The organism is Nodosilinea sp. LEGE 07298 (genome assembly GCF_015207265.1).
GTDB lineage: Bacteria > Cyanobacteriota > Cyanobacteriia > Phormidesmidales > Phormidesmidaceae > Nodosilinea.
Genome location: NZ_JADEXE010000079.1, coordinates 1 through 23,642, shown reverse-complemented (window position 1 = coordinate 23,642; position 23,642 = coordinate 1). Strand labels below are relative to the sequence as shown.

General features: G+C 49.1%; 24 protein-coding genes. 2 read left to right on the top strand and 22 right to left on the bottom strand.

Annotated elements, in window-relative coordinates; all coding sequences use genetic code 11:
* Nucleotides 1–106: 106 nt before the first annotated feature.
* From IQ273_RS12915 to IQ273_RS12820, 20 genes are all read right to left on the bottom strand, one after another.
* Nucleotides 107–1,042 carry a baseplate J/gp47 family protein gene (locus tag IQ273_RS12915; protein ID WP_194023584.1) on the bottom strand — a complete coding sequence of 312 codons (936 nt, stop codon included), beginning with the start codon at nucleotides 1,040–1,042 and terminating at the stop codon, nucleotides 107–109.
* A 46-nt stretch (nucleotides 1,043–1,088) separates the two neighbouring features.
* Nucleotides 1,089–1,706: a hypothetical protein gene (locus tag IQ273_RS12910; protein WP_194023583.1), complete on the bottom strand. Its 618-nt coding sequence runs from the start codon at nucleotides 1,704–1,706 to the stop codon at nucleotides 1,089–1,091.
* Between the two features lie 147 nt (nucleotides 1,707–1,853).
* Nucleotides 1,854–2,201 carry a hypothetical protein gene (locus IQ273_RS12905; RefSeq protein WP_194023582.1) on the bottom strand — a complete coding sequence of 116 codons (348 nt, stop codon included), beginning with the start codon at nucleotides 2,199–2,201 and terminating at the stop codon, nucleotides 1,854–1,856.
* A 10-nt stretch (nucleotides 2,202–2,211) separates the two neighbouring features.
* Nucleotides 2,212–2,829: a hypothetical protein gene (locus IQ273_RS12900; RefSeq protein WP_194023581.1), complete on the bottom strand. Its 618-nt coding sequence runs from the start codon at nucleotides 2,827–2,829 to the stop codon at nucleotides 2,212–2,214.
* Nucleotides 2,830–3,141: 312 nt separating this feature from the next.
* Nucleotides 3,142–5,337 (bottom strand): peptidoglycan DD-metalloendopeptidase family protein, encoded by a 2,196-nt coding sequence (locus IQ273_RS12895; RefSeq protein WP_194023580.1) that lies wholly within the window; start codon nucleotides 5,335–5,337, stop codon nucleotides 3,142–3,144.
* The gene (locus IQ273_RS12890) at nucleotides 5,338–5,631 is read right to left on the bottom strand and encodes a hypothetical protein (protein ID WP_194023579.1); all 294 of its coding nucleotides are present in this window, start codon (nucleotides 5,629–5,631) and stop codon (nucleotides 5,338–5,340) included.
* Between the two features lies 1 nt (nucleotide 5,632).
* Nucleotides 5,633–6,403 (bottom strand): hypothetical protein, encoded by a 771-nt coding sequence (locus IQ273_RS12885; RefSeq protein ID WP_194023578.1) that lies wholly within the window; start codon nucleotides 6,401–6,403, stop codon nucleotides 5,633–5,635.
* Nucleotides 6,403–8,385 carry a hypothetical protein gene (locus tag IQ273_RS12880; protein ID WP_194023577.1) on the bottom strand — a complete coding sequence of 661 codons (1,983 nt, stop codon included), beginning with the start codon at nucleotides 8,383–8,385 and terminating at the stop codon, nucleotides 6,403–6,405. Before IQ273_RS12880 ends, IQ273_RS12885 begins: the two co-directional genes overlap by 1 nt.
* 53 nt (nucleotides 8,386–8,438) lie before the next feature.
* Nucleotides 8,439–8,939, bottom strand: a complete 501-nt coding sequence (locus IQ273_RS12875; RefSeq protein WP_194023576.1) for a hypothetical protein — start codon at nucleotides 8,937–8,939, stop codon at nucleotides 8,439–8,441.
* Nucleotides 8,940–9,149: 210 nt separating this feature from the next.
* Complete coding sequence (locus IQ273_RS12870; RefSeq protein WP_194023575.1) at nucleotides 9,150–9,323, bottom strand: hypothetical protein; 174 nt, start codon at nucleotides 9,321–9,323, stop codon at nucleotides 9,150–9,152.
* 88 nt (nucleotides 9,324–9,411) lie between these two features.
* Complete coding sequence (locus tag IQ273_RS12865) at nucleotides 9,412–9,852, bottom strand: hypothetical protein (protein WP_194023574.1); 441 nt, start codon at nucleotides 9,850–9,852, stop codon at nucleotides 9,412–9,414.
* A gap of 63 nt (nucleotides 9,853–9,915) precedes the next feature.
* The gene (locus IQ273_RS12860) at nucleotides 9,916–10,344 is read right to left on the bottom strand and encodes a hypothetical protein (protein WP_228052945.1); all 429 of its coding nucleotides are present in this window, start codon (nucleotides 10,342–10,344) and stop codon (nucleotides 9,916–9,918) included.
* Nucleotides 10,345–10,439: 95 nt separating this feature from the next.
* Nucleotides 10,440–11,912 (bottom strand): phage tail sheath subtilisin-like domain-containing protein, encoded by a 1,473-nt coding sequence (locus IQ273_RS12855; RefSeq protein WP_194023572.1) that lies wholly within the window; start codon nucleotides 11,910–11,912, stop codon nucleotides 10,440–10,442.
* A gap of 24 nt (nucleotides 11,913–11,936) precedes the next feature.
* Entirely contained in the window at nucleotides 11,937–12,518 is a 582-nt protein-coding gene (locus IQ273_RS12850) for a hypothetical protein (protein WP_194023571.1), read from the bottom strand.
* A gap of 41 nt (nucleotides 12,519–12,559) precedes the next feature.
* Nucleotides 12,560–13,033 carry a hypothetical protein gene (locus IQ273_RS12845; RefSeq protein WP_194023570.1) on the bottom strand — a complete coding sequence of 158 codons (474 nt, stop codon included), beginning with the start codon at nucleotides 13,031–13,033 and terminating at the stop codon, nucleotides 12,560–12,562.
* A gap of 647 nt (nucleotides 13,034–13,680) precedes the next feature.
* Entirely contained in the window at nucleotides 13,681–14,070 is a 390-nt protein-coding gene (locus IQ273_RS12840) for a hypothetical protein (RefSeq protein WP_194023569.1), read from the bottom strand.
* A gap of 2 nt (nucleotides 14,071–14,072) precedes the next feature.
* Nucleotides 14,073–14,507 (bottom strand): hypothetical protein, encoded by a 435-nt coding sequence (locus tag IQ273_RS12835; protein ID WP_194023568.1) that lies wholly within the window; start codon nucleotides 14,505–14,507, stop codon nucleotides 14,073–14,075.
* Between the two features lie 30 nt (nucleotides 14,508–14,537).
* Nucleotides 14,538–15,596, bottom strand: a complete 1,059-nt coding sequence (locus IQ273_RS12830) for a hypothetical protein (protein WP_194023567.1) — start codon at nucleotides 15,594–15,596, stop codon at nucleotides 14,538–14,540.
* Nucleotides 15,597–15,624: 28 nt separating this feature from the next.
* Nucleotides 15,625–16,284: a hypothetical protein gene (locus IQ273_RS12825; protein WP_194023566.1), complete on the bottom strand. Its 660-nt coding sequence runs from the start codon at nucleotides 16,282–16,284 to the stop codon at nucleotides 15,625–15,627.
* A 164-nt stretch (nucleotides 16,285–16,448) separates the two neighbouring features.
* A complete protein-coding gene (locus IQ273_RS12820) occupies nucleotides 16,449–18,602 on the bottom strand; it encodes an NERD domain-containing protein (RefSeq protein ID WP_194023565.1) in 2,154 nt (717 codons plus the stop codon).
* A 381-nt stretch (nucleotides 18,603–18,983) separates the two neighbouring features.
* Between IQ273_RS12820 and IQ273_RS12815 the strand changes: the two genes are divergently transcribed.
* Complete coding sequence (locus IQ273_RS12815; protein WP_194023564.1) at nucleotides 18,984–19,376, top strand: hypothetical protein; 393 nt, start codon at nucleotides 18,984–18,986, stop codon at nucleotides 19,374–19,376.
* A 479-nt stretch (nucleotides 19,377–19,855) separates the two neighbouring features.
* On the opposite strand, the gene IQ273_RS12810 is transcribed toward IQ273_RS12815, so the two are convergent.
* Entirely contained in the window at nucleotides 19,856–21,367 is a 1,512-nt protein-coding gene (locus tag IQ273_RS12810; protein ID WP_194023563.1) for a hypothetical protein, read from the bottom strand.
* Between the two features lie 390 nt (nucleotides 21,368–21,757).
* Here IQ273_RS12810 and IQ273_RS12805 point away from each other — a divergent pair, with 390 nt between their 5' ends.
* On the top strand, nucleotides 21,758–22,075 hold the full coding sequence (locus tag IQ273_RS12805) for a hypothetical protein (RefSeq protein WP_194023562.1): 318 nt from the start codon (nucleotides 21,758–21,760) through the stop codon (nucleotides 22,073–22,075).
* A gap of 57 nt (nucleotides 22,076–22,132) precedes the next feature.
* Here the strand turns inward: IQ273_RS12805 and IQ273_RS12800 are convergent, their stop codons facing one another.
* Complete coding sequence (locus IQ273_RS12800; protein WP_194023561.1) at nucleotides 22,133–23,212, bottom strand: hypothetical protein; 1,080 nt, start codon at nucleotides 23,210–23,212, stop codon at nucleotides 22,133–22,135.
* Nucleotides 23,213–23,642 lie beyond the last annotated feature (430 nt).

Genomic DNA, 23,642 nt, shown 5'->3' with positions numbered 1-23,642 from the left:
CGTGCAGTCGTTCTTCGAAAGGCGACCACTGCTACAGCGCTCATGAACGGGGGTGCTGACCTTCTCTCAGACCCTGCAATCCGCCAATCTAGCTGTCGCGTCACCTCTATGTACTTGACATTTGATAATTGTCAGCGACTTCATCGGCTGTGACATCGTTGGTTATCTTGGCGTAAACGCTTACGGTGACTTCCTCAACATCCATCGGAGAAACGTGGAGGGTAGTTCCCAACAGAATTCTGTCGGATAGGCCATTACGAACGCTGTTTAGAACTGCGATGTTTGCTGGCTCTCCACCAGGCGCTAAGCAGAAGATGTGAATCGCGCCAGGCGTAGTAGTAACCCGATCGCCGCCTAGTAAACCAATGGCCTTAGCTTTGGAGCCTGTGCCCATGAGCCGCTCGGCTTCTTCGTTGAAGTCAAACTCTGACACCAGGTTCCGAACTCTAATTTCTCGCATGCCTCGGTTGATGGCATCCTCGATAGGTTCGGCCTCAGCACCACCCTGGGCAGCTTCAACGTTGATGACGCTACCTAGGAAAGCTAGCGGCTGGGTGATTCGATTCAAGCTGTAGGCGGGCACGTTGAAGTCTCCGCCCAGGGTCTCAGCTTCAGCGTCTACTACACCAGACAAGTTGCCAGCCGGGATAACCAAGATGCTCTTGGTGAAGAACTTCTTGCTTGAGCCAGAGGTAACGACTTCAAACCCAGCAGGAATTGTGTAAGGAGTGCTCCTCGGTGCTGTCAGCGTGAAGGTCAGACTAACCGTAGCCTTAGCGCCAAGGTTTCTCTCTACCCCAGCTAAGCTAAGGAACTGAACGATTAGCGCCAGGGGCAACTTGTTGCAGCGGAATAGGAACTCTGCAGCTGCAAAGGACTGAGCCCGCAACAGTACACCAAGAGGTTCGCCAGAGCTGCGATCGTTGAGCGTCCCTCCACTGAGGAAGGATACGAGGTCAAAGGCACGCGTGAAGATTTCTTCCTCAGACCTGTCATCGATTGCAGGAATAAAGAGTTCGAGTGATTCAGTTTCGACTGTCATTGTTTATCCTACAAAAAACCCCTCCAATGGAGGGGCGGTAAAGTGTTTAAGCGGTTTTCTTGGGTCTTGCTGGGGTATTAAGGATCTTCTCAGCAGGCCAGCCTTGTTTCATCCGGTGTTTAATCACCGCTGCTGATATTCCTGTTTCCCCTGACCACTGGGTAACTGTCTTAGAGATGTTCTTATATTCCAGAAACACATTTCTACTTGTATTGTTAGCCTGCACTTTCTTTGTAGCCCAGCGGCAGTTACCCGGCTCATAGTTCCCATCGTTTTCCTTACGGTCAATAGATGTTCCCTTTGGCCTGGGGCCCATGTCTTCGTAGAAGTTCTCGAAGGAGTTTAACCAGCGGTCACAGACTGTAATACCTCGCCCACCATAATGAGGGTAAAACTCATTATTTGGATTCAGACACCGGCTTTTCATCTTTTCCCACGAGTTGTACTCTGGAGAAGTGTACATGCCGTGGACTGTTGCCCCAGATGACTTCCCACACCCACAACTCTTCGTGTTTCCACTCCTTAGCGCCGATGTCGAAACAGTAGACTCTTTTCCGCACTCACAGATACATTTCCAACAAACGTCTTTCCCTTTGTTTGCAGTTTTAGACTGAACCGTCAGGCGACCGAATACTTCGTCGGTTAAATCAATCAGTTTTGGCATTTCTTTTTACCCTTACGTTAATCAGGTTCGTTAATTGTTTTGAGAGGGCAGGCCGGTTAACGAGTCCGGCTTTTCAGAGAGGGTAATTAATCCTTTCCTAGCCCATCCTTAGAATAGCAAATCGGAATTTGCTAGGGTGCTCAGTCTCTACCTCAAGAAGTTAAGAATGAAGTCATCCTGGGGTATTCCACGATAGGCGTAGGCTATGACGATTATTGCCGAACCGTCGTCGGCTATCTCGCTGGTAGCGGCGAACTCAGCTTCAGGAATTTCCTGCCTGAGTTTCTGGACAATTGAAAATGCGTAGGTCGTCCAGTCGAACTGTGAACTGAAGATTGGAGATTCAGTTCCATAGCGCGGGCGCATGGGATTCTCTAGAGGCAGTGTGTCGAGTAGTGAATCGATACGGGACTTCACCCAATCAGCTTCAGTAACAATTTTGAGGTTGCCTGTCTCCTCGTCCACTGCGAGTGGATAAGCTAAACCATTCGGCATATTATTTTCCTTATTGAGCAGAGTTCACAAGAGCATCGCCGCGAGAGTCTACAGCGCCCACAACTGCGATCTCTTTGCCGTTAATCGTGCCGCTGCCTGTGATAGCTACGTCACCATTGATGTTGATGCTGCCGCCAGTGATAGTAATGTCTCCACCACTGCCGATTGCGATCATTGCCCCGCCTGCGGTGATGGTGACTGAGGCTCCATTAAGAGAGTAAGCTTCACCAACGGTTGTCTCAGACGTGCCAGTAATGTTCAGCTCATGTTTGCCCTCAATGTCGTACCTGTAGTCGAGCTGAGGATTATCTTTTTCGAACGGTGGGTTTATATCGTTGACGCATGGCAAGTACCAGCCATTCGTATCAACTCCATCGCTAGAGAAAACCAGAACTGTCTGACCGACCTTGGGCAACGGTTCATCGAGCTTAAAGGTTGTACTCAAGCGACGAATCCAGTGAGACTCTAGGGAAGGGTTGGCAGGGTTAACAACTTTAATCCTCCGACGCCCAAGCTCGTCCTCATTGTTGGAGACGATGGCCAAGTAAGCGAAGGGATTACGATCGCGTAAGTCGAGAGCAATGCCCGAGGCTTTCTCAGCTTGACTTAATAGTTCGAGGAGATTCATGTTCGAGTTGAGAAAAACTTTTGAGTCTTAACTTAAGTCTTGTCGGTATCAGAAAAAACTCAAAAACTGGGTTTTTTAGAGCCTTTTTTTGCTGTACCTAATTTGGTTAATTCTGACAACATTGGTACATCCTGGTTTAATTAACCAAATTAGGTACACCGTTTTAGAAGACCCCAAAAAGTGTGCCTAACTTGGTTAACTTTGCCAATATTGGTTTAATTAACCAAATTAGGCACATCGGGAAGACTCTCAAAGTAGGTCCATTTTTAGGCTTTTTTCAGAGTCAACTAAACTACTTGGTTTAGTTAAGATTTATATGTAGCGCTGTGGATCGACTCGTGTGCCACCGACTCGAAACTCAAAGTGAAGGTGAGGTCCAGTGCTGCTGCCGCTGTTCCCAGACTTAGCTATCTGCTGGCCTTGGCGAACGGTCGCGCCAGGAGCAACGTAGATGTTGTCTCCATCGAGATGGCAGTAGTAGGTTTTGATTCCACCAGCGTGAGCGATGACAATGTTGTTGCCAAAGCCTCCGCCACAGCCGCTGCCTCTGAATCCATTGAGTGGGCAGCTGGTTGTAACCGATTCGACAGTGCCTGCAGCTGATGCCCAAATGGCTGTACCGATAGGACAGGCAAAGTCTACGCCGCCATGAAGACGACCCCAGCGCTGGCCAAAGGGAGAGTTAATCCTTTGGGACACAGGTCTGATGAATCCTCCAGAGTTTGAGTTAGGAGCATCGCCGCCTGGGGGAGCATTAGCACCAGCCGCAGCCGCTGCAGGTTCAGGGGTGGGATATTTATTCTTCAGAGGAGTATAGATTTTTCCACTGGTGACAAACCCTGAATCAGTACTGAGCGTGTGAGTCACAGACTCATGCACCCAGATTCGATTGAGGAACCCGCCGAGCTTTTCAGTTCTGATAGGGTCATCAGGCGTCAGGATAAGAATCTCAGGTGTACTGGGAGCTGAGTAGGTTGCCTCAATCCCTTTGACCCGTTGCTCATTCGCCTTCCGCTGCTCGTCTTCTAGTTCGGTAACGCCAGTGGTGAGAGGGTGATTCCCATCGAAGTTAGAGCCTGTAGTAGATTCGGTTTCGTCTCCACCTTTAGCGTCTTTGGTCTCAGCAGTCTCTTCTTCAATTTCCCCGCTGTCTGGATTGAGCTTGAACTTCTTAACCCCGGTAGAGTTTTGTTCGCCAGGTTCAGAAGAGCGAGCTGAACCACCAGCAGACTGAGCTTGATGGCTGACGCTGAAGTTATTCAGGTTCTTGCCGATGGCCAGGGTGTAGATGTTGTCGTTGCCCTGCTCCAGCGTCTCCGATCGCGCTTTAATCTCCAGGGTGTTGTTTCCAACATTCTTGATGATGAGCCCGACTCGTTCGCACTCCTGCAGCAGGAATTGGTAATCAGTCAACGCCTTCTGAGAGATGTAGACGTACCTAGGCCCTTCAACCTGCATGTCAACGACTAAACCGTAGTTAGCCGCAATCTTCTCAGCGAGCTGCTTGAGACTTAGGTTGGTATAGGCCGAGTTCTTGGGAGCCTGGTGCATTACCCAAGCAGCGGCTGTGCCTGTGAACTCTAGGGTCGATTGATCGTAGAGGCTGTAGCTTAGGCCGGTGTGGATGAAGCTGTAGGCAACCAGTGGCTTTCCATCAAACCCAAGGTAGAGAGTTATCTGCTGACCAGCTAAAGTCTCGCTTCGCCCTGGTACGTCAGGGTTTCGCTTAGCAGTGCTCTGGGTAGCAGCCTCTTGGCTAGTCGAAGTCTCCTGTTCAGGGGTAAGCTCTGCGCCTTGGTAGTTGACGGACATCGCGTTGAGCAATGCGATCGCTTCGTCTTCCCAAACGGCATAGGCAGAAGGGAAAGCGCTTACCTGAACTTTCTGTGCGGCCTGGGCCTTAGTGAACTGCTGCTGACGGTTTGGGTAATCGAATAAACCTTTGTTGGTGCCAGCCCCTCTGAAGAAAGCGCCTGCAGCATAGCTAGGGTTTGTGACTTCTGCATAGCTACCCCAACCCTGGGAGGGTCTTTGTTGAATGAGACCGGCAGAGTCTCTATCGCCACCTCTTAGGTTTCTGAGGCTGGACTCTTGAAGTGCTGTCATCAAGAGTACTTCTAAGTCCCATCGGGTAGCGCCTAAGCTAGCCCCGACACTAGCCAGCGTGTAAGCATGGCCAGTTTGTTCAGCTGTGAGGGTAGAACCTCCATAAGTCCCAGCGGGCGGGGCTTGACCAGAGATAGCAGGCGATGCTGAGGTCTCTGGTTCATTACCAGTGGCCTGGCCAGGTTCCTCGACGGGCTCTAAGCCATCAATTTCCTTGACATAGGCCATGAACGCATCAGTAACCTTGCGGTCTTCGTCGTAGATGCTGAAAGTACAGCCTGATATACCTTTGCCTTCGCTTAGAGTTACAGATACCGCGCGCAGCTTGCCATCTCCCCAAGCAAAGGTCTGGCTCTCGCCACCCATGCCGACTTCAATTTTGGCAAAAGGCTGAAGAGACATTTACAGTAACCATTCAATGAGTTGAGAGGCAGACAGCGAAGCAGGACCACGGATAGCGCTGAGGTCTAGGCTTTGGATGTTTAGCTGGGATAGAGTTGACTCAATCGCGCTAGTAGCTTGGGCTTTAACCTCTTCAAGGCTAGGAACCTCGATGTTTAATCCAGCAAGGCTTTCAGGGTTGAAGATGTCGATGTTGTTTTGCTCAGCAAGCTCTCTGAAATAGGAGGTATCTCCATACAAAGAACCAGCCAGAGACGATAAGCTCTGGCCGGGACGGATTTCTTGGGTTGTCACGTTAACTCCTCAAAAGCTGTGAATTGGGTGACCACTGCCGACCGTCCCAGGTGCCTACAGTCCCTAAGATTGCGTTGTTGGCATCGGTTATCTGAACAGTGCCGGTATCGTTGGTTAGGAACTTGAATGAACGAGAACGAACCCGCTGCTGAATATCTGGCCTCAAGCGGTTGATGTTTGCTGATAACCACGCATCGGCTTGTTGCCTAGCTTCTAGCTTCTGTCGGTCTGTAAGTCCAGTGGTGCTAGCGGTTGTCCCAGCAGTGGTTCCAGTGGTTCCAGTGGTTGTAGCTGTCGTGGCATCTCCAGGCACCTCAATCAAGGTGATGTTAATCCTGCCTACAGCGGGCTCACCGTTCAGCCAGGCTTCAGTCTCCCAGCTCAGGTCAGTAATGTAGGCAGGCCCGAACGAGAACGTCCCATAGACGAAGTAAATCAACTCAGGCTTGAGGGTTTCAGCGTCTGGGTTGGTTAATCGCCCTAGACCTTCAATTAACTCTCTACCTGAGCGGCCATCACAGAAGGTATCAAGCAGCAGGTTATCAAGCCTGAGCGTGGTGCCTGTGGTGTAACCATAAACCTGAGGTTGCCGAGCAGTGCCCCCAACCGGGACTTCAGTGAACTTGGCTGACTTGCTGAAAGCCTGCTTCTCAGGGGCATAGAGGAATTTATAGAGGATTGCCCCCTCCTCATCCACCAGGACAGCTGGTACACCAGATGCTTGTGGAGACTCAGCAAGCGCGTTGAGAGCCTCGGTGTTTACGATCGTCATTATGCAAGTCTCATCTGCGATTGCTGAAGTCTGGCCTCTATCTCAGCAATAACCTGGGAAGCTAATTCTCTGGGGTTATTGGTGCTGCCAGCGTTGATTGTGATACCCCCAAAATTGATACTGCTGCTTCTAGGCTGAAGCAGAGCGGCCTGCTGCTCTCTGTTTAATATGAGTTCTGAGCTATTCGCCGCGATTAGGCTGGCCCCAGCGGGCATAGCATTCATTTCCCGTCTAAACGCATCTGGAATAAAGCCAGACGCTGCGTTAGGTATATCGCCAGAGCTACCTACATTCAGCCCTGGGATACGGTCGATTAAGCCTCTTACAGCATTGAAAGCGGTTGTAATGCCCCCAATAACAGCGGTAATAGCCGACCTCAGAAGGTTGAAGCCTAGCCGCGCAGCTGCGATTACTGGATTAGCAAACCCTGTGACAGCCTGGAATACAAACCTCATCACATCTTGGAAGCTGACGCCGAAATGCTTCATAGCTGCGACGATGACAAGGCCAACTCCAGCGATCGCAAGTAATACAGGTGCTGAGAGAACCCCAGCAATACCAGCTACCAGTCCACCAGCGACAACTATGAAAGCTGTGCCGACCGCTGGGATGAAGCTAGCCATCAAGGTTGTGAACAATGCTGCCCCAAGGAGAGCGGCACCACCAGCCATGTATACCTGCCAGTCCAAATTCGCTAGGAAGGAGCCAATGCCAGAGATGACAAGCTTTCCAACGTTGAAGAGCCCTACCATCAAGGCCCCATAGTCCATACCTCTGACAATAGAGAGGACTTGAGTAGCGAAGAAGTTAGTGGCTTGGGCCAGGGCTTTGCCTACGATGCTTCCATAGTCGGTAGAACCTTCGCCCCTCGACTGATTGAAGCCTCTCAACAAGGAGTTGATGGACTGAGAGATGAACTTGCCGGGTGCTTCCTTGAGCAACTCGAACGACTGCTTTGCCCCATAGACAAATTTGGCGATGCCAGCCTGGTTGCTATCTAGGAAGCTGCCCAGCTCATCAAGCTTAGAGCTGGTCCAATTGATGGCGTTGTATAGCCCCTTCATTGGGTCGCCAAGCTCAACTCCAACGAGTTCGAAGATGTCTCTAATGCTGCTTAAGGGCCCACCAGGCGACAGAACTTTCTTAAGGAGGTCATTGGTGGCTTGGACAACGGTCTGATTCCCATCAGTGTTGACATCCAGGTCACGCATCATGCCAAACAAACCAACCTGCGGGTCGAGCAGGCTGGATTTAAGGCCTTGAATCAGACCCTCAATACTTTGTGTAGAGGCTGCGATCACCTCGTCAGGAACCTTGAGGGCATTCTGTAGAACCTCTGCGCGCTCACGAGCGGTCATATCCTTCAGGCTCTTGCCCATCTTCTGGGCTTCCTGTTCGACAAAGGCGAGGACAGCCGGGTTAGCTTCGAAGAACTTGAGTTGTCTCAGTTCGCCAATACCGGCTCCACCCAGCAATTTGCTAATCCCTAGACCAGCTAAAGCACTGTCGGTGCCAGATGTTGCAGCCCTAAGAGCGCCCATCTTGGAGATGTCCTCCAGGGCTTTACTGTAGTTGGCCTCATCGAGAACACCGTCGAGCCCCTTAAATGCAGGAATCAGGTTGTCCATGATCGACTTACCCAGGCTCACGTAGTCTTTCGTGTCTCCTGGTAGAGAAGCTGCGGCCTTGGCCATAGAGGCAGAGAAGTTATCAATGAATTCGCTAGCTTCCCCATAGGACTGGCCAGTCAATTTCATGAAGTCGCCAGCGACAGCGATGTTCGATTGCTGAATCCCAACAACTTCCTTCATACCGCCAAGCAAGGCACCAACACCTTTGGTAGCCGCGCCCAGACCAGAGGTAATCGCGCTGGCCATCAGGTTTCCCTGAAGCACGCTCGACCGCATTGAGTTGTTTAGCTTAGCGAATACAGACGAAGCTTCGTCTGTGGCGATCAAGCGCGTGGAAACGGTGTTGGCCATAAAAATAGCCCCGCGATCGCAGGGCTGAAAAGAGAACTAATTCGTTTAGTGATTTAAGCTTTACGGCACTTCCAGCCTTGATGGTTAGCTTGTAGACCGTCAGCGACTTTTAGCATTTTGTTGAAGTCTAGCTTTAACTTGTCACAGAGGGTCTTTAGATTGGTAACACCCATCTCTACATTGTCTGGGCTTGTCACATAATAACGAGCGCGAATGGGAGGGCCTTCTAGGTTCTTCAACTTATCAGGATTCCGCAGCCGGTAACCAGGGACAATCCAAGAGTCATTACCATCAGCGGTTTCGACAATATAGTTGTCTGAGGATTCTATCTTCTCTCTGACAACTAGGTTGTTTGGGCCAACCTTCATGCCGATTAGAGAAGTATCAACAGGCTTCTTTCTACGCCCAACACTGTTCTTTTCTGTCAGAGTACGCTCGACAGACCAGCCCATTTTGATGCGCCCCCTTAGAGTGCCCTCTGGAATGCCTGTTTCAGCATCCCATTCAGCGTAAGTGAGGGTTCTGTTTTGAAATGTAAGAGTCTTTTGAGCCATGTCTTTTATTTATCAGAGTTAGCTTACCTCTATAGAGTACCGAAGGAGCAATATCCAGAGGTGGCCAATCTCATTTCTGAAATCCTTACACAGCAAGGGTTTCAGCCCCCTCCATCGAGGATGTCCTGTAGCAAAGTGTAGGTCGCAGTATATGGCCCACTGCCGTTTCGTCGTTCTGAGGGCATCCTGAGAGGGCACTTTATTGGGATTTTAGCCATTTTCAACGGTTTCCCACTCGATGGCATCTTCACCACCAAAAAGGCCTATGGTCTTCTGATTTATCTGTTTCTGCTTCTGTGCCTCAGCCGCAGCTTGCTGTAGCTTCTGAGTAGTCTGAACAATCTCGATGTGGTACAACGCATCTGAAATGTCATAGTCCAACATGGCCAGGTAGGCATCATTAAGAAAGCCGCCGCAGGCTGATAAGAGTAAACAGAGAAGACTCTCGGCTGTGAACCCTCGACCAGCAATACTAAACAGTAGTTCTGGCGGCTTTCTTGGCTGCTTCGGCTTCTGCTGCCTTTCGGTTGAGATACTCAAAGACAGACCGAAAGGTGGCCAGGGCTGAACCCAGCGCCTCCATATCACGAATGTCTAGATCATCAATCCAGGTGTCAAAGTCTAGAGTGAAAGGCAGACCATTAACCTCAGCGATACATAGGTGGCAAAGTTTAACGGTGATGCCAGTCTCGCTAGAGTACATGCTGTTTTCAGGGTCTTTAGCCCAGCTATCCATCAATAGGAATTGCTTAACTTTAGGCTCTTTGAATGTGACTTTATCCTCATTACGTAGAGTGACGCGGACTTTGCCGTCAGAGAGAGTTTCAATTACGATATCCTCTGTCTGAGTTTCAGCTTCAGGCTTAGGCTCAACAGCAGGTAAAGGGTCAATATGTCGGGTCTTGGAAGGCATTTTAGCTAGTTAGTTATTTGAGAAAGGTCGTTAGGCCCGCGTGAGCAGGCCTTGTTTTATCGCCTAAGCGAAGTCGTAGTCATCAACTGAGTAGGTCACAGCTAGCTCAACGACATTGTCGCCAGCGCCAGTATCCATGCTCTGCATGAACTCAAGCTTGGTTAGGCGACAGCCGTAGAAGAATAGAGCTTTGCTGCCACGTTGCTCGACACCATCACAGCGGCGAACAGGTCGTACTTGAACCTGGAAAGTATCACCACAGCGCACGCTTTTTGCCCATTCGTAGGCAGCGGCATCGTCAGCATTATCAGGGTCAAAGGGTCTGCTGATGGTTACTTCAGCAATCTCAGAAGAGCCAGAAGTGGCGCTACGCTTGCGGTTGGTCGAACCATCAGAGAACATGGCGCGGCTGATAGTCTCAGACAGGCCAGACATTTTAGACCAGTAACCAGCAACGCCTTCGACGGTGACGAGCACGTCAGCGTTGGTCATCGGGTCTTTAGCTTGTAATCGAATTGACATTTGTAGGATTCACTCCAGAAGATTAAAAAAAGGAAGGGCCCAGCGGTTAAGCCAGGCCCAGTCAACTAGTTCTCGATGGTTTGACCAGCAGCAGCAGCGCTTTCGACCTGGCCGATGCCGACACGAATGGTGTTAACTAGCAGCTTCTCAAGAGTGGGGCTGGGTGCGACGTAGACTTCTAAAAGGACGTTACCGTTCTCAAGGTCATCAGCTTGGTTGTTGGAGCGATCGCAGATGCAGGCGAATGCTTCCTGTTCGGTTTGACCGTAGAAAGCACCAGAGAGCCAGAACCGGCGACAGATGGAGCGAGCAGTCTCTTGAATCCGAGAGAAGAGAATGCCAAAGCCATCGACAGTGGAGAAAATCTCGTAATCGAAGGCATCTCGCAGGGTGCCGTTGAGAGCATTCAGGATGACCCGAGTGTTCACGAAGGTGTAGAACGAATTCGAAGAACGAGTGCGCGCGCCCCAAGCGACTACACCCAGGTTCAGCAGGAATCTAACGAGGTTGACACCCAGCGGGTTGAGAACAGACTGTTGGGTGTTGCCAAAGCGAGTCTGAACATCCTTGACGCCCTGAACAGGGAACTGAGCGCCAGCGGGAGGCTGATGGAATCCCTGAGTGCGGTAGCGACGAGTGGCTAGACCAGCGATCGCAGCAGACGAAGGCACAACCCCGTCTTCGAGGTCAATGACGTAGGGAGCATAGTAGGCCAAGTGACCTTGAGGAGTCGAGTACTGTTGGCCATCGCTTTGGACTTGGGCCACGGTCGTTAGGTTAGGACCGCAGTCAACTAGAGCCAGCCAGTCAAAGTCTTTGTCAGCGCAAAGGTTCTCCATAGCTGTGCCTAGGGCCAATCGGTCAGAGGCAGTAGCGAGGTTCTGGAATCCTTCAGGCGCAATCAAGAAACCTTGCTCAAGATTCTTACCACCCAAAGCGTCGAAGGTATTTTCGACCGCATAGATGTAATCAGCTGCAGTGGGTAAAGACTCAGGAGTGATGTCCTCGACGGTGATGTCGTCATCAGACTCAGTCACAGTCAGAGCGGTAGCAGGATTGTCAGAGCGAATCAGGAAGGTATCGTCACTGTCACCGGCAACAGCGGTTACAGCAGAGGCAATAGCGGAAGCGTTGATGGCCAAGATGTATTTGGCCTGGGCTTCAGCATCAGTCTCAGAACCCAAGAGAGTCGTGGTGACAGTGGTGCCGTTGATGGTGATAACGACATCGCCAGCGGTCACATCAGCGATCGTAACCTCGAAGAGGTCAGCGATCTGAGTGCGAAGAAAGAATAGCTTGCCCTGGCGGTCGTTGCGGAAGAAGAGCTTGACGCTCGCTTCAGAAGGGCTGGAGCCGAACTGGTTGATGAAGTCGGTGAGGTTAACACATAGGGTGGGAGTGTTGTAGTCACCACTGGTTGAAGAGCCCACCATATATACGGTATTGAATGAGGCAAGCTCGGGTGCCCGGTAACCCGCAGTAGTCTCGACCAGGAAAGTACCAGGGCGAGTCAGGCTAGCAAAAGTCGTGCTGACCATAGTTTAGAAAATGTCCTTGGGAAATTAAGTAGAAAGATCGACCGTCAAAGTCGCGTCTAGTGTTGAGTCGTTGGGCTCACCAACATCGAAGTCGGTCTTAGCTCGGTAGACGCCGATGGTGAGTTCGTTGAGGTCGGGGGGTAGCTCGGGAGTTGGGCCAAAGGCAGGGTCTAACCCAAACTCAGTGAGGACGAACTCAACGTTGAAAACTAAGTTGGCGTAAACCAACCAGTCACCTTGGTCGGTTCCATCACGCTCAATCTGTACTGGGAATTCGTTTGAGGTTCCAGGCACAGCGCGACGAATGCCTCCACAACCAGACAGGGAGAGCAGCGCCTGGGCTTGCAAGTATTGAACCAGTCCCTCTAGCTTCAGCAGAGGAAGTTCATTGAGCGTCAGGTCGCCAGGGTAGCGATAGACAATCGAGTAACTAAATGAGCCAGAGCCAGTGATGCCGGTTATCTCTGAGCGCTCAAAGAATAAATCTTTGACGGGATACTCGATGACAGTATTTGCTGGGTAGAGGGCTTCAGTAGTGCTGGCCGTTGAGTAAAGTTCAGCGGGCGGGTCAGCATCGAACTTGTCGATGCGAACGAGGCCAGCCATCCAGGAACTCAGTCGCTGTCTCGTGGTTTGAATGTTTGACATTAGTCTTTGTCACGTCTCAGAATTAATTTCCAGAGAGTGTCGTCACTGTCGTTGATGTGAATTATTCTGCAGGGCATGCCAGCGGTAAGAGTTTTGGTTACGTCATTCGAATAAAGGGGAGCAGTGCCAGATGAATTTGTTTGAACATCTACGAAGGCGATCGCGCGTTTGCCATCAGCTCTGACGAACCTGTCGTAAGGCACGGTGCGAGCTAGCTCAACATAAATATCAGTCGAACTAACACTTACCGCTTGCTCTTCATTGCCGACCAGCAAGCCAATCAATCGTGGCGGGGCCGATGTAATGTATGGGCAAGGGATGACAAGGAAATCCTCAATGGTTGAAGCAGTCCGCGCGGTGTTGAGGAACTGATGGCGAAAAAGTAAATGACGACGCTGAGGCAGACCCAATCGAGTTTCGATAACAGCAGCAACATTCTCGACTCCAGCAAGTTTTTGAAAAAGATTAACCATGTTTGAGGCGGGTTTGAGAAATAATTTTCAGTCTTGAATTGAGTCTTGCAAGTGTCGAAAAAAGGCAAAAAATGAGCCTGTTTTTGAGCCTAAAGTGCTGTACCTAATTTGGTTTAATTTGCCACGATGTACCAATATTGTCAGGATCAACCAAATTAGGTACACCTTTTTGAGATGGCTGATTTGGTGTGCCTAATTTGGTTTAATTAATCAGGATGTACCAATGTTGCCGAAATTAACCAATTTAGGTACAGCACTAAAGCGAGAAATTGACTAAGTAATTGTACTCAGCGAGAAAAGTTTTTATTCTCGCAATGAGTCTTATAAATCTCAATTCATTTCGCGTTCAATGTTTTCGTCAAGCGAGCGAGCGAGGTAGCGTTCTATCTCAGGACGCGATCGGCTGGACATCAAAACTTTCGCTTCCACAAAAGGAGCGTACCGAGCTGAGTTGTCGAAGTAAAACTGATTCCAACTTTCGACTTTTGTAAACCAGGAGTTTTGTAGTCTCCCCGTGCGAACGGGCGTCCTCGCTTTGATAATCCCCAAGCCGTAGTCGGCAGTGTCACTCATAGATTGAGAGACAGCGCGACGAAAATGTTTTAGGGGGTCAGTGTGCAGGGGCCCTGATGCGACGAAGGAAACTTTCATTGGTAGGCTGTTGTATGCTTGCTCGCAGGTTTATATTTCGACCAGTAGATGGGAACGTTGACGCGACGGGCCACCTCTTCGAGGAGAGTGTGACCATCGCGGTTCAGGTGTTGAAGATGAAGTTTCCAGTTCAGCTTGGTATGACTCGTTGAGCCTGCCATGCTGGACTGGCGTGCTTCTTTCTTCTGCCCATCAATTTCGTCAAGCTCATCGAAGATAATAGACACCCGATCGATGGTGGCTTGGGAGTAATCCTCTTCCAGTCGTCTCTTGAGGAGGAGTAACCCATCACTCGCGTAACCGATTGGAAGAAGGATCACTCCATCACTTGGGTAGCCCAGCCTGATGAAAATATTTTCGATTACTTCAGGATCGAGCTTAGCCATGCTTACGCCTCAAAGTGTCTGCGGGCAAGAACTTTGATAGCGATGACATCAGCTGGGTCAGCCTCATCGATCGCAGCCAGGTCTTTCACGCGAACTTTCCCACCCGAGGGTACGAACATGTTCGCAGCAAGGGCAGGAGACCCACCGATGAGAAACGAGCGGGTGGCAGCAGTCTGAGACGCAGCCAGGTTAGCGCCAACAGCGGTTTGGTAGAAGACTTCGTCGTTAGGGCCTAGCACTTGGGCAGAGTGAGTGCGGTTGCCGACAGCGGCAGTGGTAGTTACGGTAGCTACCACACCCAGGACTTCCCAGGACTCACCAGCTGGAACAGTCGCTAAGTGGGTAGCCTCAGCATCACCAGCGATGATAGCGACGGCTTTAGAGATATCAGCGGTAGGGGTAACGTAATGCCCCCCTACTACAAGCGAATTAGACATTGTTTGTTTCCAAAGAATTGATTACAGAACCTAGGCTGCAGCGTGGGCTACATCATCCAAAATGGTCAGACCCTGAATGGGGTCATGGCACTTGAGCTGCAGGGAGATGGACATCTCAGCTTTGAAGATGTCGGGATGGTTGTCGCTGACATCAGCCATGCGAAACTTCAGACCCTGATAACCGAAGAAGGAGATCTTGGTATCGATAGTGCCAGGCGCACCCTCTTCGTCAAAGACATACATGTCCATCTTGCTGGGGTCGATGAACCGCATCTTGTTAGCAGTCGCGGCTACAACATCCGAGACGACAGGAATGCCTTTGACGGCATACCCAGCGTAAGGTTCGATGTTCGCAACCATTCTGCTGTAGTCAGCTTGGCTTTGAGTCTCAGCCTGGTAGAGCTTCCGCAGCACATCGTTCTCAATCTCGTCAGAGGTCAAGATGATGAGGTTAGTCCCGTTGTTACGGAGGGAGGTAGCACCAGCAATCCGGCGAGCACGCAGCAAAGCAGTGACGCGATCAACGGTCAAAGCTTCAGGAGTACCAGGAGTGCCGCCCTGCTGAAGGATGCATTTCCAGCGAGGATAAGTTGTGCGGCTGATGCCAGCATAGGTGCCGGTCTGAGCTGCGATCGTGTTGAGGCCGAGTACCCCAAAGTGAGTGGTGTTGGCAACGCCAGTGCCAGTGTAAAGAACACCGTTGATGGTTTGAGTGAGGGAGCGAAGAGCGTCAGCAATTTCAGTGCCGACAGCTGAGCGAACCGCTTGAATCTTGCCGGTAGCAGCAGCTTCGATGAGGTCGCGGCGACGGACGTTCATCTGATATTTGAAGTAAAAATCAGGAACGGTCAGAGCGGCTTCCCCCAAGGAACCAGCAGTATCATCTGCCAGAGAACCAGCGAGAGCACGACCACCAGAGGCAGCATCGGTTAGACGAGCAGCCCATTCGATGGGACGTTGACGGGTGAGCTGGGCACGGCCAGCCATTAGCCCAAGAAGAGGGGTTTCAGTCAGGCGAGTCTCGGCCAACTGTTGTTCAGCCACAGCCGACATCAGGTCAGCAGGACTATAGGTGTTGATATTGGTCATTGTTGTTTTGCTTTAGTAGTTGAAAAGGTTAAAGAGCGAGTTTTGCTTCGCCACTTTGAAGCTCAGCCGTCATCTGTTCGAGGCGAGAGTTATAGGTGGTTTTAGCGGGGGCAGTCGTAGACTTTGTTTCAGTGCTGCCTGCCCCATTGACACCAGAAGGAGGAAGGAAGAATTTCCCTTCTTCAGAAGACAGAAACTTTGTGAGAGCAGCGTCTAGAGGCGCGACATCGTCGTCTCCATTTTTGAGAAACCACTGGTCGCCTTCCTGCTGAATCTTCTCGCCGTTGTCAGATAGGAACAGACGATAAAGAACCTTTTGGTTCAGTGCGCCAGAGCCCGCGATCGCCTGAGTTACAGCAGAGTTCCGCTTGGCCTCTAGGGTCTCTTGTCGTTCCCGCTCACGCTCAGCTTTGAGGTCAGCGATTTCAGTTTGGAGAGCTTTGAGGGTCAGTTTTTGACCACCGGCATCGTCAGTACTATCAGCGCTAGAGTCAGCCGCTGGGGCTTGAGGCGCATCCGTTACCTTCTGTAGCAGTTTCTTCGTAGCAGCCACAGCGCCAGCGTTAGCGGTATTGACCTCGGTTAAAACTTCGGTTTTAAAGCCAGTTAGTAGCGCAGTGATCTGTTCTAGGGTTACAGGTTCAGACTGAGTAGTTTCTGATTGACTGTTGTCTTCTGATGTCGTCATTGTTTTTTAGATGTCCATTTAGGATTTTTCTGCATGGCAAAACAAAACCGCCCGGACTGCAGTAGGTCGTGGGCGGCTGTATCTGGGGTTTTAAGACCTAGGCCAGTAGGTCAGAAGGGGTCTAAAATGACTAGTAAGTGAAAGAACTTAAGCATAAGCAGCACTCAACGTTGAAGAGCTGCACGCACCAAGCGCTTTTCATGAAGAAGAGCAATAACTTTAGACGCAGGAAAGCTAGCTGAATTACGTCTTTTGACTTTGGCTTCTATATTTCCTATTACTGTTACAAGCTTATCAAGCTTAGTTAAATAATAATAGTCAGTTAAGTTAGTCGGGAGAGTTGATATATCAGATTCCTGTGGAAATACAACTACACCGTAATGGAAAATCGTTTTCCATCTAAACTGTCGATTTACTATGTCTCCTGCACTGATTGTATAGTTCCTAACTTGTTGGTAGGGATTCTTGCCGACACCTCTAACTTCTCGCTTAAGACCGTTCACATTTTGGGCATACCAAGGAGTATTCAAAACGTCTCCGTCATCCACTATCTTACCTGTATAGCCCTTTGCCTCAATCACAACCAGGAAATTGGAGCCTGCCACTATGAAATCAGTCATTTGGCTAGCACCGCGTCCTCTACACACATCAAAGCTATGCAGTAACTTCCATTCTCCAGTTAAAATTTTAGGACTATTTTCGAATACAGCAAGTACTTCCTGTTCAAAAACATTCAAATCTTGTCCAAGTCTTTTGATTTCAGATAGATCTTGGTAAGCCGTTTCAAGGTCAGCTCTATAGCGCTCTATTTCTTCAGGATCATTACTATCTAAGTTGTCTAACTCACTCAACCGCTGCTGAGCCAGTTCCCGCTCTTGTTCAAGGTTTTTAATTTTCTCTGAATCCTGCTGGCGCTGATGTGTTAATTCAACAACGGATTGACGTAATTCCTCGAACTCACACTCAAATTCAACTTTTTTTTGGTTTACTTCACCAATCTGTTGCTGAAGCCAAGCCATAGATTGTTGTGAAGAGCAGATTTCGGCATCCTTTGATTCAAGCAGTGCAGTCAGAGCACTTAGATCGGACTGATAAACCCTCTGCTGTTGGTTAAGCTGAAAGATTTTTTGAGTTAACTGTTGTTGTTGCGGATCATCTTTTTTTGTCTCAGAAAGCCTATCTTGTAACCGTTGGATTACCTGTTGCCGATTAGCAAGTGCGTTTTCAACTTGAATCTTATTTTCAAGAGTCTCATCTAAACTGAGTTGTTTTTTTGTTAGCTCCTCAGCTTTCTGCTGAAGCTCAAATCCAAGTTTTAATATCTGTTGATGGGCCTGAGCTTGGGATCGACGCAATTCTGCTGACTGCTGTTGTAAATCTTCAACGATCTTCTGGTGCTGCCTATCCCGCTCACGGTTTTCTATAATTTGGTTGTTAAGTTGCTGTTGGTACAGTGTGGCTTTAGCTTCAACATCGCTTATCTGCTGCTTTGCCCAAATCGCTTGATCCCTAATTTGTTGGTCCGCGTGCCACTTCTCCTCCTCAAGTAAAAAGTCAGCTTCGCGCTGCTGTTGTCTGCGTTTAGCATGAGCTGCCTCAATAACTAACCAAGCAGCTGCGCCAGCAAACAATGCTAGAACAGACGATAAAGTAAAGTACTTGCTTGGGCCACTATCTGTGATTAAGCTTTGGGGCAAGTCCTCAATCCATTTAGTGTAACCATCCCAAAAGCTAGGTGCAATTCCACGAACATAATAAACACGGCCAATAATTTCACCATAATTTCTCAGGCCTGTAAGCTCCCGTGAATCACTGCGGGCGCTGCTATAACTAGCCTCAGCGTGTAGCGGTGGCATACTTCTAAGAAAGTCATAGGATGAATTCGCAAGCATATCCGAGTCCAATTGCTTGCGCCATTCAAAATGGGACTCAGTAGCATAAATGACTCTCTCATTCAGGCATATTTTGTCAAAGCTCTTACAGTCGGTCACCACAAGCCCAAACAGGCCAAAATTACTATTTAAAGTGCGTTGTATCTCCTCCTCATCGCCCTGATTTAACGCATATGAAAGCTTAGTAGGTAGCGTATGAGAAAGAATATTAAAGTCTACGGTTTGAACTCTATAAATAGTGCCATACCAATAACCCCTATGATTGCCATAGTTTAGACCTATAGAAGCACCTATAGCTATTACAGATATATAAACGAAGCGGCTTGCCGGGTTTACAAGTAACCTTTGCAACAAGCTTTCATTCCTAGAATTTCCCTTCCCAACTTTATCCTCTACTTTCCTGCCAGTTTTCTTTCTGAAAAACATAGATCTTGTCCCTACGCATTTTCATTGCTTAATTTCCAAATCCCTGATTTTGAAGATTATATAGTTGGAGGGTTAGTAGTATCTCAATGCTGACACCGAGCAAAATGAACCAACGTAAATATTCTTTGTATCAGTAATCGCTTCGTTGCCCATTAAGCAGGAAAGTTTTCTCTGGCAAGCAATTAAGCACGAGGTTATCTCCAAAGCCGCATATTTATCAAGACTTCAAACTGTAAAACCTTTTTCAGGACACAAAGTATAAAGCTTTCGTAGCTAGAAATCACTTTGAAAGCCCCTACATGTTTAAAGAGTAAGGGGAAATAAGGCTTTCCTGTTTCGACTATAGCGGTAAGTAGTCTGTCATATCGATGTCGAGAGTAGATGTCTATCGTGATTGATTATGATTCTTTGCCCCCTCGCTTTAATAACGAGTGCCGGAGCGCGATCGAAACCGTCCACCAGGAAATTCAGGATAGCACCGATGATTGGTGGTTTGAACTGAAGCATGTCACCTATTACCGTTCCGAATTAGTTGCTTATATCAATTGGGATCATCCAAGGGCTGAGGATATATCGAATTCTCCTGTACTTAGATCACGAGTAGCAAGACATCTGCTACAAAATTGCCCTATTGATAGATTTTCAATGTACAGCTACGACGGATATGAAACAGAATATGATATTTGGCTTGGCTACAAACTTGTAAACGGAGCATTACTAAACCTAAGCATCTGCGAAACAGAGACCTATCCAGTCTTTTGTGAAGATATTTAATTAGTGCTTGGGACTCCTGGCTAACGATCCAGAAATCTCAGGATATTAATCTACAGCGGGTGCTACTTGATAAGTCGTTATGTTCGTTGCCGAGTTATATCCTGCTGGCCATACCAAAATGGAAATGCTTCTAAGACCACTTTCATGGTTCCATTCAGCAGTACAAACTCGATTACCACAGACTAGTTCTTGAAATTCTCCGGGGCTAGTTACAGAGTTTAACCTTACTGGTTGCCACCCCTTTCTCAGCAGCTCTTGTCGATAAACTTGGTAGGTTGGCATGCTGTCGTAGGGCGTTGAAGTGCCCTCATAAGGAGATAAGGATTGGGCCTTCAAACCTCCACAAAAGGCCAAAACAACAGCGAAAGTGACAAGCAGACAGGATAAAAATTTCCTTGACATGGCAGATACCTATATCAACAGAGCTGTTTGAGACTTCGCAGCTTTGCCACCCAATCAGGACTTAAACGATAAAGCTTTTATGCAGTTATTGCTTGAGACTCCAAGGGCTCAGGAACCTTAGCCACAGCTGCCTCATCCAAAATGATTTGCTTCTGCTCAGGCGTCAAGTTCGACATCAACAGAGACAGCAGCCGCTCACGAACAAGGATGAATAGAGTCGGTGTCAGAACCGCTTGAAGCCTAGCCATATCGATACCTAACAGCATGTTCAGAGCTTCGATGAGGTCCGTTAAGCGATCGCCGCCGAAGTCGTCTAGACCGCTGACAGCAAGGGTTGAACCACTGTTTCCTTCAGCCCGTTCTACCAGCTGGTAGGTGTCTTGAAGCGCGTCGGTGAGGATGTGGCCATAGGACTTTAAGCGATCGTTTTCGATCTGAAAGTCCATTTCCTTGGAGACACCCGAAGCCTCGATCGCCTCTTGAACATAGGCACCGCCCACACCCAGGATGGCTCGAATCTGCTTCTCAGCCTGGGTTAGAGCCTTATCGACGTGAACGAGAATGTCGCCCTTAGGCTCACTCCACTCGAACTTATCGACCTGTAGAACGAACTGCAAGCCGGTGGGTAAAGGCTTGTCACCATCACCAACAAAGGTATCACCCAAGTCGCTATCGGGCGTCTGTATGGGTTTGTAGGTTCTCTGTAAGTAAGCTGCCGTCAAAAGGTCATAGCGATGGCATTCCAATCGAAGGCATTCTTCACCCTTCGCGTACGCCTGGTTTCCAGACCACTGAGACTCATCCAGTTCCAGCCGAGCGACGGGCAGGGCACCAAAGCCATGCGCGACAGGGTTACCAGCTAAAGGAACAGCAGGTTCAGATTCGTGAACTAGAGGATTCCCATTTTTATCGAGGAGTTCAAGAATATGCCCCTTGCGATCAAGCTTGACGAACGCCTCGTAGCGGGCGATAGATTGTTTATCGATGAAAGTCCACCTGGCCATCTTCATAGGCCCAGTCAGCGGATTGATGACATCGACAATCTGAAAGACCTTAATCCAGTCCACCTGCCCATTCGATTCACTCCAAAGAGGAACCTGTAAGGCAGAGTAGACGACAATTTTAGGCCGCAGGCCCAGCTGTTCTTCTTCAGCCCTGCTGTTTGGAGCCACAGCAGCCTGGGGTTTATCGACGTGAAGGAAGACGGTTTTGAACTTTAGAGCTTCAGCGAAGATGCGCTCGACCAGCTGTATTTCGGTTCTACCCTGGCCATCGGTGTCTTCTCTAAACTTCTCCCAGAAGTCTTCGCTAGCGGCATTGCTAACATGAATTGTGCCGCTGGTAATCTTACTGGCCAGCTGCGATAGGTTACTACCCAGGGTATTTGAGTAGGCAAACTTCTTCAGACGAGCTTCGTAGATCGGGTCTTCTTCGCCAGGCCGCTGCTCAATAAATAGAGAGAGTTTGTCCCTTAAGCGCCAGCCACCCTCAGTGAGAAGAGAGATTCTCTCTAAGTGAGGCTTCATCGCTGAGTAGGCAGGATGCTCGGCCAGTAGCTGTTTGAGGAGGATTTTAGGAGGATATTCCATGTTTGCCACTAGCGAGATCGCCGTTTAGTAAATTTAATAGATGTTGCGAAGGGATGATCGTAGGTGACATCCACAACTAGCGATGTTCCCCTTTCGAAGGTCACTTTGTAATACAGTGCGCTTCGTATCGCAGTTGGAAATACAGTGCTACTTGCGACCTTCATCTTTCGTTTGTTCAGCTTCAGCCAGAACAACTACTTGTTGACAAAAAGAGATAAACTTGTGCTAGAATAAAACCTAGGAACAAAGTTAAGACATAGAGTCCGAGACAGAGTTGCGAGTCCTTCCGAGGGCCAGAGACAGAGTCCAGAGCCTATCTTTACCCAGTTTTCCGAGGGGGCAGTGTATTAGTGCATTGCCCCTTTTGATAACCCATAACTGGTCAAAAAGATGAATGATAAGCCAATTGATCGGATTGCTGTAGAAACTCTCTCTTTGGAAGAAATCAATAGTCTTGCTGAAAAGCTTAGAGCTGAAAAGCATCGCCTTGAAACCGAGAGAATTGATGGATTTGTAACACAAGTTGAAGCCATCTTAGAAGGGCTTCAAAAAACTGAAGTTAATCAAGTAATTGATACTTTTTACGCTAACAGAAAGAAGCGTGAGAATCAGCTAATAACAGATAGGAAAGAACGAGAAGAGCTTGAAAGAAAGCAGCTTCTAGAACCTAGTCGTGAGGAATTGATTAGAATTCTCAGAAATCGTTAGTACAAGATTGATGAGTGAAGCAAAGCCCCTTAGAAGAGTTCTTCTAAGGGGCTTTGCTTATGCCGCGTGAGCAAGTACGTTGTCGCCGTGTTTGAATTCGATAGTCCCGATCGGGTAGGCTGTGGCGTCTACAGCATGGTCATCCTGAGCATCAGCAGGCTTGTTCAGTAGATTGCCGTCCTTGTCCTTCGCGCGGTGGTAGCTGGCGAAGATATCGTAGAGGTGCCTTGTTCGAGCTGTGAAGTACAGCCTGTTTTGATAGAACAAGCTGTCAAGGATAGTTGCTCTTTCCATGACACCAGGTTTAGAGCGCTGTACTTGAATCGATCGCTGTAGACCAGGGATGCCTTGGGCTTTGCCGTAGCGACGGAACGAGAGAACGCTTGCTGGGCGATCGTCGGGCAAATAGGCGCGATAGATGCCGTACTCTTTACAAAACTCACCCGCGCGCTTCTCTAATTCAACTTCAGTCACAGGCTGGCCTGTTCTGTTTTGCCAATGGTCGAGCAAGTAATAGGCACCCTGGTGGGTTAGACCAATCACGACCAGGCAAGGATTCACATCGCCCCAGTCGAGCCCTAGAAATACACTCCTAAACGAATCAGGAACTTCTTGGGCAATGTGGTTTGGGCTGATGCTAGAGAGTATTTGGCCATCAAAATCCTCCCAGGACGCCTCGAATTCCTGCCGATACACTTTCGGGGGTAGTTCACGGCGGGCACGCTCCAAATGTGTTTTAGGGAAAAACGGATTGTGAGAGGTGTGGAAATGGAAATAGCTCCAGTCAGGTTCTCGTAATGCCTGCTCGTGAATTCGGAAGAAATAGCTGGCGCGCCCCTTCGGCGTCCCGATGATTAATGATTCCCAGTCCCGGTTTCTTGCCAGCGCAGGAAATAGAATCTCACCCCATACATTGGGATTGACATCTTGAAATTCATCTAGCCCCGCCCAGATGAGGTTGAGTCCACGCAGGCGATCGCCTTGATTGTCACTACCACGTAAAATGAGGTCAGGCCTGGCACCATGAAACGAGATTCTATAATCAGAGCGATTGATGTCTCTGACGACAGGGCAGTTCTCAAGGATAGCCAGCAAGGGCAACCAGTGAATCGCCCTGGCCATCTTCAAGGTCGGCATGACGACCGCTGCGACCTGGGGGGATGCAGGGTCAATAACACCTTCGAAGGTTAGGCATTTGTGGATAGCCTTCGTTAGCAGTAGTCGAGACTTACCGAAACCACGTCCACTACAAAGAACTTTAACTCTCGACTTATCCTTGAAAACCTTCAGCTGAGCCTTGTGGAGATTCAATTGAAGGGAGGACATGTGTTTCAAATAATGGGGGCGAACCCTACACCGAAGAGAATTTAGTCCTCGGGTTCGCTAAACTCGTCATCATCGCTTGGTGGTGCAGAAAAGTCCTGAAAGGGTTGTTGTGAAAGGAGTCCCAAATGAGACAGGGTAGATGGGAAGGGGCATTTCATGAGAGGCTTGAATTCCCCAACTCAAGGCCAGTCTCATGGAAACACCCCTCTTGTATCGTCAACTGCAAGACCAATTGAGTCAA

Excerpts from the sequence above, each read along its gene's own strand:
- IQ273_RS12865 (WP_194023574.1), bottom strand. The coding sequence starts at position 9,852 with ATGCCTTCCAAGACCCGACATATTGACCCTTTACCTGCTGTTGAGCCT.
- IQ273_RS12860 (WP_228052945.1), bottom strand. The coding sequence starts at position 10,344 with ATGACCAACGCTGACGTGCTCGTCACCGTCGAAGGCGTTGCTGGTTAC.
- IQ273_RS12855 (WP_194023572.1), bottom strand. The coding sequence starts at position 11,912 with ATGGTCAGCACGACTTTTGCTAGCCTGACTCGCCCTGGTACTTTCCTG.
- IQ273_RS12845 (WP_194023570.1), bottom strand. The coding sequence starts at position 13,033 with ATGGTTAATCTTTTTCAAAAACTTGCTGGAGTCGAGAATGTTGCTGCT.
- IQ273_RS12830 (WP_194023567.1), bottom strand. The coding sequence starts at position 15,596 with ATGACCAATATCAACACCTATAGTCCTGCTGACCTGATGTCGGCTGTG.
- IQ273_RS12840 (WP_194023569.1), bottom strand. The coding sequence starts at position 14,070 with ATGGCTAAGCTCGATCCTGAAGTAATCGAAAATATTTTCATCAGGCTG.
- IQ273_RS12905 (WP_194023582.1), bottom strand. The coding sequence starts at position 2,201 with ATGCCGAATGGTTTAGCTTATCCACTCGCAGTGGACGAGGAGACAGGC.
- IQ273_RS12875 (WP_194023576.1), bottom strand. The coding sequence starts at position 8,939 with ATGGCTCAAAAGACTCTTACATTTCAAAACAGAACCCTCACTTACGCT.
- IQ273_RS12800 (WP_194023561.1), bottom strand. The coding sequence starts at position 23,212 with ATGCCGACCTTGAAGATGGCCAGGGCGATTCACTGGTTGCCCTTGCTG.
- IQ273_RS12885 (WP_194023578.1), bottom strand. The coding sequence starts at position 6,403 with ATGACGATCGTAAACACCGAGGCTCTCAACGCGCTTGCTGAGTCTCCA.
- IQ273_RS12850 (WP_194023571.1), bottom strand. The coding sequence starts at position 12,518 with ATGGCTGGCCTCGTTCGCATCGACAAGTTCGATGCTGACCCGCCCGCT.
- IQ273_RS12815 (WP_194023564.1), top strand. The coding sequence starts at position 18,984 with ATGTCTATCGTGATTGATTATGATTCTTTGCCCCCTCGCTTTAATAAC.
- IQ273_RS12825 (WP_194023566.1), bottom strand. The coding sequence starts at position 16,284 with ATGACGACATCAGAAGACAACAGTCAATCAGAAACTACTCAGTCTGAA.
- IQ273_RS12900 (WP_194023581.1), bottom strand. The coding sequence starts at position 2,829 with ATGAATCTCCTCGAACTATTAAGTCAAGCTGAGAAAGCCTCGGGCATT.
- IQ273_RS12895 (WP_194023580.1), bottom strand. The coding sequence starts at position 5,337 with ATGTCTCTTCAGCCTTTTGCCAAAATTGAAGTCGGCATGGGTGGCGAG.
- IQ273_RS12870 (WP_194023575.1), bottom strand. The coding sequence starts at position 9,323 with ATGTTGGACTATGACATTTCAGATGCGTTGTACCACATCGAGATTGTT.
- IQ273_RS12835 (WP_194023568.1), bottom strand. The coding sequence starts at position 14,507 with ATGTCTAATTCGCTTGTAGTAGGGGGGCATTACGTTACCCCTACCGCT.
- IQ273_RS12805 (WP_194023562.1), top strand. The coding sequence starts at position 21,758 with ATGAATGATAAGCCAATTGATCGGATTGCTGTAGAAACTCTCTCTTTG.
- IQ273_RS12820 (WP_194023565.1), bottom strand. The coding sequence starts at position 18,602 with ATGTTTTTCAGAAAGAAAACTGGCAGGAAAGTAGAGGATAAAGTTGGG.
- IQ273_RS12810 (WP_194023563.1), bottom strand. The coding sequence starts at position 21,367 with ATGGAATATCCTCCTAAAATCCTCCTCAAACAGCTACTGGCCGAGCAT.
- IQ273_RS12910 (WP_194023583.1), bottom strand. The coding sequence starts at position 1,706 with ATGCCAAAACTGATTGATTTAACCGACGAAGTATTCGGTCGCCTGACG.
- IQ273_RS12880 (WP_194023577.1), bottom strand. The coding sequence starts at position 8,385 with ATGGCCAACACCGTTTCCACGCGCTTGATCGCCACAGACGAAGCTTCG.
- IQ273_RS12915 (WP_194023584.1), bottom strand. The coding sequence starts at position 1,042 with ATGACAGTCGAAACTGAATCACTCGAACTCTTTATTCCTGCAATCGAT.